Source organism: Syntrophorhabdaceae bacterium (assembly GCA_035541755.1).
Classification (GTDB): Bacteria; Desulfobacterota; Syntrophorhabdia; order Syntrophorhabdales; family Syntrophorhabdaceae; genus PNOF01.
The window spans coordinates 1-5,920 of record DATKMQ010000155.1; the positions used below are offsets into that span (position 1 = coordinate 1).

At 52.2% G+C, this 5,920-nt stretch carries 5 protein-coding genes; 4 read left to right on the top strand and 1 reads right to left on the bottom strand.

Annotation, left to right across the window (positions count from 1 at the left end; genetic code table 11):
- Positions 1-660: 660 nt before the first annotated feature.
- From VMT62_15165 to istB, 3 genes are all read left to right on the top strand, one after another.
- Complete coding sequence (locus tag VMT62_15165; protein ID HVN97768.1) at positions 661-1,179, top strand: hypothetical protein; 519 nt, start codon at positions 661-663, stop codon at positions 1,177-1,179.
- Between the two features lie 137 nt (positions 1,180-1,316).
- The gene (gene istA / locus VMT62_15170) at positions 1,317-2,885 is read left to right on the top strand and encodes an IS21 family transposase (protein HVN97769.1); all 1,569 of its coding nucleotides are present in this window, start codon (positions 1,317-1,319) and stop codon (positions 2,883-2,885) included.
- Positions 2,863-3,624 carry an IS21-like element helper ATPase IstB gene (gene istB, locus VMT62_15175; GenBank protein ID HVN97770.1) on the top strand — a complete coding sequence of 254 codons (762 nt, stop codon included), beginning with the start codon at positions 2,863-2,865 and terminating at the stop codon, positions 3,622-3,624. The genes istA and istB overlap by 23 nt, the downstream gene beginning before the upstream one ends.
- A 553-nt stretch (positions 3,625-4,177) precedes the next feature.
- Here the strand turns inward: istB and VMT62_15180 are convergent.
- The gene (locus VMT62_15180; GenBank protein HVN97771.1) at positions 4,178-4,939 is read right to left on the bottom strand and encodes a PEP-CTERM sorting domain-containing protein; all 762 of its coding nucleotides are present in this window, start codon (positions 4,937-4,939) and stop codon (positions 4,178-4,180) included.
- A 192-nt stretch (positions 4,940-5,131) separates the two neighbouring features.
- On the opposite strand from VMT62_15180, the gene VMT62_15185 reads away from it, so the two are divergent.
- A partial coding sequence (locus VMT62_15185) for a cysteine peptidase family C39 domain-containing protein (protein HVN97772.1) occupies positions 5,132-5,920 on the top strand: 789 nt, incomplete at its 3' end.

A 5,920-nucleotide genomic window follows, 5' to 3' on the forward strand; every position in this document is an offset into this window, starting at 1 on the left:
ACAGAAATGTGAGCAATAATTCCCGCAACATCTGCAAATTGAAAATCTAGAATATCCACCTCCGCTGATCCGAAGGTCGAGCTGCAGCCTGCTTCTGGGACCATCAAAATTCAACTGTGCGTCAATTGAAAGCTCTCGCCAGGATCGTTTTTCTCGCGTACATAGTCATTCATACACGTAGACGTAAAAACGTTCGCCCTGAGAGAAGCCATGTCAAAAGCGCGTCAATTCGGGAATCATTTGTATGTCTATTTTCAGAGTGATTGAGGGGCCTGAGAATTCAGAGATGGCAGCCCAACGACTCAGACCGTTGTCAATCGCAACTTTGATCCCTAGTAGGATTACAGTTCAGTACAGTACTTTCACAGTTCAGTACACTATTCCTTCACAAGGGAGCAATCCTTCCACGCCTATCTCACGAATTCGAGAGCCCATTCAGTCGAACACAATGGACTGATAGACCAGTGAGTCTCTGGAAACCCTTGCTACTCTGATGCTCCCGAAACTATGTGCCTCAAAATGTGCTTCACTTCTCGGAATTCTCCTTGACAACGCAACCAGCGTATCCAATAACAGCTATGTGAACATGAACCTCGTAGAACAGCTTCCAGAGCCAGTTTACGAGATATCGCTACTAAACAATACAAGGAGGAAGTAACCATGGCACGAGTGTATCGAAGGGGAAAGATGTATTGGACACAAATCTATCTGTCAGGACGACGTTACATCAGAGAGTCGACACACACCAACAAATTGTCTGAAGCTAACAAGATAGCTAAGACCAGAGAAGCTGAATTGATTCAAGGGAAAGTTCCACCTGTACGACTCGACAAAATCAGATTTGAGGAACTTGCTGAAGATTACCTGATCGACCAGAAACTTCATGGACGGAAATCAATCTGGAGAGCTAGAATCATGGTCGACTTTCTATCGAAGTTCTTCGGTGGGTATAGAGTCGTCGACATCACCTCAACAACCATTCGCACATACGTGACCAATCGACAAAAAGAGGTCTCGAATGGAACCGTCAACAGGGAACTGAGTGCATTAAGACGGATGTTTACATTAGCTCAAAAGTCTACTCCCCCAAAGGTTGCTCAGGTCCCGTATTTCACGAAACTTCGAGAATCGAGTCCGAGATGCGTAATCCGGCCCAACCAGGCCACTGAATATGATTGAACCCGGCCACCCGATGTGATCCAAGCCGGCCACCCGATATCATAAAGCCGGCCACCCCCGAAAGAGCCGCAAGACACGCTGGATAAATTCCATAAGAATGCCGTGGTAGCCTTTGCCAAAACGGCAAGGAGCAGGTGATGGCATTCAGGAGGTTATCTATGCGCAAGGTGAAAGAAGTTCTCAGGCTCTGCTGGGCGAATGGCTTATCGGCCCGGCAGGCAGCGCACAGCTGCGGGGTCGGGCGAGCCACGGTCAAAGAGTACCTTGACCGTGCAGGGCGGGCAGGTCTTGCCTGGCCTCTTCCCGACGATCTGGATGACGCTCGTCTGGAGCATCTCCTTTTTCCCTCCAGCATCCCGCTCGCGGAAGAGCGGCGGGACATGCCGCCCTTCGAGTACCTCTATAACGAGCTCAAGAGAAGGCATGTCACGCTGAAGCTCTTATGGGAAGAGTACCGGGCACATACACCCGACGGCTATCAGTACAGCCAGTTTTGCGTGCGCTACCGCGCGTGGTTAAAGACGCTTGATATTGCGTTGCGGCAGACCTACAAAGCGGGGGAGAAGCTGTTTGTCGATTTTGCCGGCGACACGATCCCGATCCACGATCCTCAGACGGGAGGCGTCACGCTCGCCTATCTCTTTGTGGCGGCACTGGGGGCGAGCAACTATACCTATGCGGAAGCGGTGCTCGCGGAGGATCTCCCGTCCTGGATTCATCTCCATGTCCATACGTTTGAGTTCATGGGATGTGTTCCGGCGATCCTGGTGCCTGACAATCCAAAAGTCGGTGTGACCCATCCCTGCCGGTATGAACCCGATCTCAATCCGACGTACCATGACCTGGCGGCACATTACGGTACGGTGGTAATCCCGGCCAGAGTGAAGAAGCCGAAAGACAAAGCCAAGGTCGAATCGGCGGTGCTCATTGCAGAGCGGTGGATCATCGCTGCACTGCGTAACCATACGTTCTTCAGCATAGGTGAGCTCAATCAAGCCATCCGTGAGAAACTGGAAGAGTTCAACACCCGACCCTTGCAGAAACTGAAGGTATCGAGGAAACAGCTGTTTGAGACCGTCGATCGGCCGGCAATGAAGCCCTTGCCGGAACAACGCTACGAGTACGCCGTGTGGGAAAAACCGAAAGCGAACATCGACTACCATGTGGAGCTGGATCACCACTACTACAGCGTCCCGTATCAGCTGCGAGGCCAACGCATGGATGCCCGTATGACCGCAACAACGGTGGAGATCTTCTTCAAGGGTAACCGGGTGGCATCACACAGGAGAAGCCACGTGCGCGGGCACCACAGCACGATAACGGCCCATATGCCGGACTCACATAAGCGCTATCTGGAATGGACACCCTCCCGTATCATCCGCTGGGCGGCAAAGACAGGCCCTGCAGTGGAGGCGCTGGTCAAAGAGATCATGGAGCGGAAGGCGCATCCGGAGCAGGGCTTCCGGTCATCACTCGGCATCATCCGGCTGGGAAGACGCTACGGGCAAGAACGATTGGAGGCGGCCTGCGCTCGCGCTCTTGTTATGAAAGCCTTCTCCTACCGGAGTGTTCAGTCTATCCTGCGTCATAACCTGGACGGGAAGGAGCTTCCCGTCATGATGAGTGCACCTACGATCGATCATGAGAACATCCGTGGTAATACCTACTACAAGGAGAGCACCTATGCTGAACGAACAGACCTCTGAAAAACTCTATGCGCTGAAACTCTTTGGAATGGCTGATGCCCTGAAGGAGCAGATGGACCGCAGCGATATGCATGACCTCTCCTTTGAAGAGCGCTTTGGGCTTTTAGTGGATGCGCAATATACCTATCATGAGAACCGAAGGATGAAACGGCTTTTAGTCAATGCCCGCCTCAAGCTTGCCGCCTGCATCGAGGACATCGATTACAGAACACCCAGGGGTATCGATAAATCCGTGATCCTCAGCCTTGCGACCTGTGCGTGGGTACGCAAGCATCAGAACGTGCTTGTCATCGGACCAACCGGAGCGGGCAAGACGTTTATCGCGTGTGCGCTGGCGCATACGAGCTGCAGGGAAGGCTTAAGCGCCTTCTATGTCAGGATGCCTACGCTCTGTTACACCCTGGCTATGGCACGCGCTGACGGCAGTTATGCACGGATGTTGACGCGACTGGCGAGAACGGCACTGCTCGTTCTTGATGACTTCGCCCTGGCGCCGCTCACCGATGCAGAACGGCGAGATCTCCTAGAAGTGATTGAAGATCGTCACGGCACGGGAGCGACTATTATCGCCAGTCAGTTACCCGTGGAGCACTGGCATGAGATGATCGGCGATCCAACGATTGCCGACGCGCTTCTTGACCGGCTCGTGCACAATGCGCATCGCATAACCTTGAAAGGAGAGTCCATGAGGAAAAAGAAACGCAGCATTGACACGAAGGAGAAAAAGGATGTAACGTAGGAAACTACCAGCGTCGCCTGACGGCTCCGACGGGGGTGGCCGGGTCCATCATATTGGGTGGCCGGCTTGCTCCAAAATGGGATGTCCGCTTGTATCATTTAATGTGGCCGACTTCATCGGTATAGGCAGCCAATCCGATAATGCTACCCCGAAGGGGACAGCGGGCGGTTGACGAGACGTACCTCGTCGTGGGTAGTTGGAAGGCCGGAGGCGTGGATCTTTGAGATCGCCTTTCTCGTGGCCTCTCCGAGAATTCTTGTATAACATTTAGAATCTTATTGTGTCATATAATATCAAAACGTTACATAAATAGACATTTTATTGCGTAAAGTAACACTTACCTAATGTTTTTCCGTAAGGTAGTATTATAAGGCATCGAGATCATTAAAAAACGTGGTGGTTTCGGCGATACTCGCTTTCTTCCTCTTCTAAGGAATGGTTAAAGCGCGTATTTCATGTTTGGCAGCAGATTACAATCGCCAATCCTCAGAAGTAAAAAGGCAGAGCCAATTGACCCTGCCTCGTGTCGTACACTTTCTTTTCAACCGGGAGCTTACTTCTTAAATCTCCTAACCCCTACCAGACCCACGAGACCAAAACCAAGAAGCGTCATGGTCGCCGGCTCGGGAACAGGCGCCACGGACGTCGCAGGCGACACCTTCACGATCATGTCATTGTAATCTTTGTCCGAGCTTGAGAACGGGAGGTCTTCCATGCCCAACCAGTAACCGTCTGTGCCCTGGAAAAGGGCGAAATGCTGATCTTGCGCACCAGCCGTGCTAAATGCGCCAGATTGCGTTAGATAGGTTCCAGCCCCTGTGCCGAAGTAGAAGCCGTAGGTTGCAGAGGGGGTAAATGTGGCAGTGGATCCCTGACCGGCAGGCCCGCTGAAAATCTCGGTCATTGCTCCAGTCGAAGCGTCATACCACCCAAACGTATTGCTGTTCGCATTGCCGGCGATTTCGATCTTCAAAGCTGCCTGGCTTGAACCGCTGCTCGTAAAATAAAAGCTGCTGTCAGCAGCCCCTCCCGTGTCTGAAGCGGAAGTGTAAGTTGCGCCCCAGAACGGAATGGCTCCCGGGAAACCTGCAATGCCAGCTCCTGAGCCTTGGGTGCCGTTCAATAAGTACCCAACATTCATGTGCGTTCCATCCGAGGAGCTGTTGTCCCAGTAAGGCTTTCCATCCTGGTCCAGGTTAGTCCCCGTCCAAGTTTGCCAGCCCCCTACTGTGCCAACAACGGAGTCCGCAAAGGCATGGGGAGCCAGTACCAGTGCGCCGACAAACATAAGACAATAACAAAGTACCCTCTTCATTGTGATCCCTCCTCTTTCTAATGGTTCAGTCTTGCACTTCTGAATACTACAGTGGAAGCAGCCGGAACACAATCAGGCGAATGGCTATTTTTTATTGGCAAAAGGACTTAATGCTTTGGGCGAATGACATCATCGAGAAGGTGGCGTCCCCGCGTGAATCACTCACCATGTAATTCCAGTCTACATCTCCTTATGGTCCAGCTACCGCAACCGATAACTCTATGTGGAGGGATTATGGATTTAGGACTTTTGAGTTTATTAATGATTGCTCGGCATCACGGAACCGCCGCTGATGAAGCTCAACTACGGCACGAGTTCGGACCGAAACTATTCACGGTTGAAACCATCCTTTTGGGCGCCAAGCGCCTCGGGCTCACGGCCAGGCTCGTCACGCAAGAGCCGGGTCGGCTGGACCGCTCGCCTTTGCCTGCCATCGCGATCGACAAGGAAGGGAAATTCTTCATTGCCGTAAAATACGGTTACGACGGCGGGGACAAAACCAAACCCAGAATAATAGTTCAGCAACCCGGCAATCCCAACGCCGAAGTCCTGACGAAAGAAGATTTTCTGGATCGTTGGTCGGGTCAGTTCATTTTCTTTACCTCGAAAATGAGCTACATGCGGGATCTCTCAAAGTTCGATTTCACTTGGTTTATTCCCGCTATCGTCAAATACAGGACGCTGCTCGGCGAAGTCATGCTGATTTCATTTGTGCTGCAACTCATCGGCCTGGTGACCCCTCTTGGTTTCCAGGTGGTGATGGACAAGGTCCTGGTCAATAACGCCATGCAGACACTACATGTGATCGGTATCGCACTGCTTGCGGGCGTTCTCTTTCAAACCGCCCTGACCACAATCCGTACCTGGATCTTCGCCCATACCAGCAGCAAGATCGACGTCGAGCTTGGAGCAAGGCTTTTCCGGCATCTGCTGTCATTACCGATTGGCTATTTCCAGGCGAGGCGGGTTGGCGATTCAGTG

Excerpts from the sequence above, each read along its gene's own strand:
- istA (HVN97769.1), top strand. The coding sequence starts at position 1,317 with ATGGCATTCAGGAGGTTATCTATGCGCAAGGTGAAAGAAGTTCTCAGG.
- VMT62_15165 (HVN97768.1), top strand. The coding sequence starts at position 661 with ATGGCACGAGTGTATCGAAGGGGAAAGATGTATTGGACACAAATCTAT.
- VMT62_15180 (HVN97771.1), bottom strand. The coding sequence starts at position 4,939 with ATGAAGAGGGTACTTTGTTATTGTCTTATGTTTGTCGGCGCACTGGTA.
- istB (HVN97770.1), top strand. The coding sequence starts at position 2,863 with ATGCTGAACGAACAGACCTCTGAAAAACTCTATGCGCTGAAACTCTTT.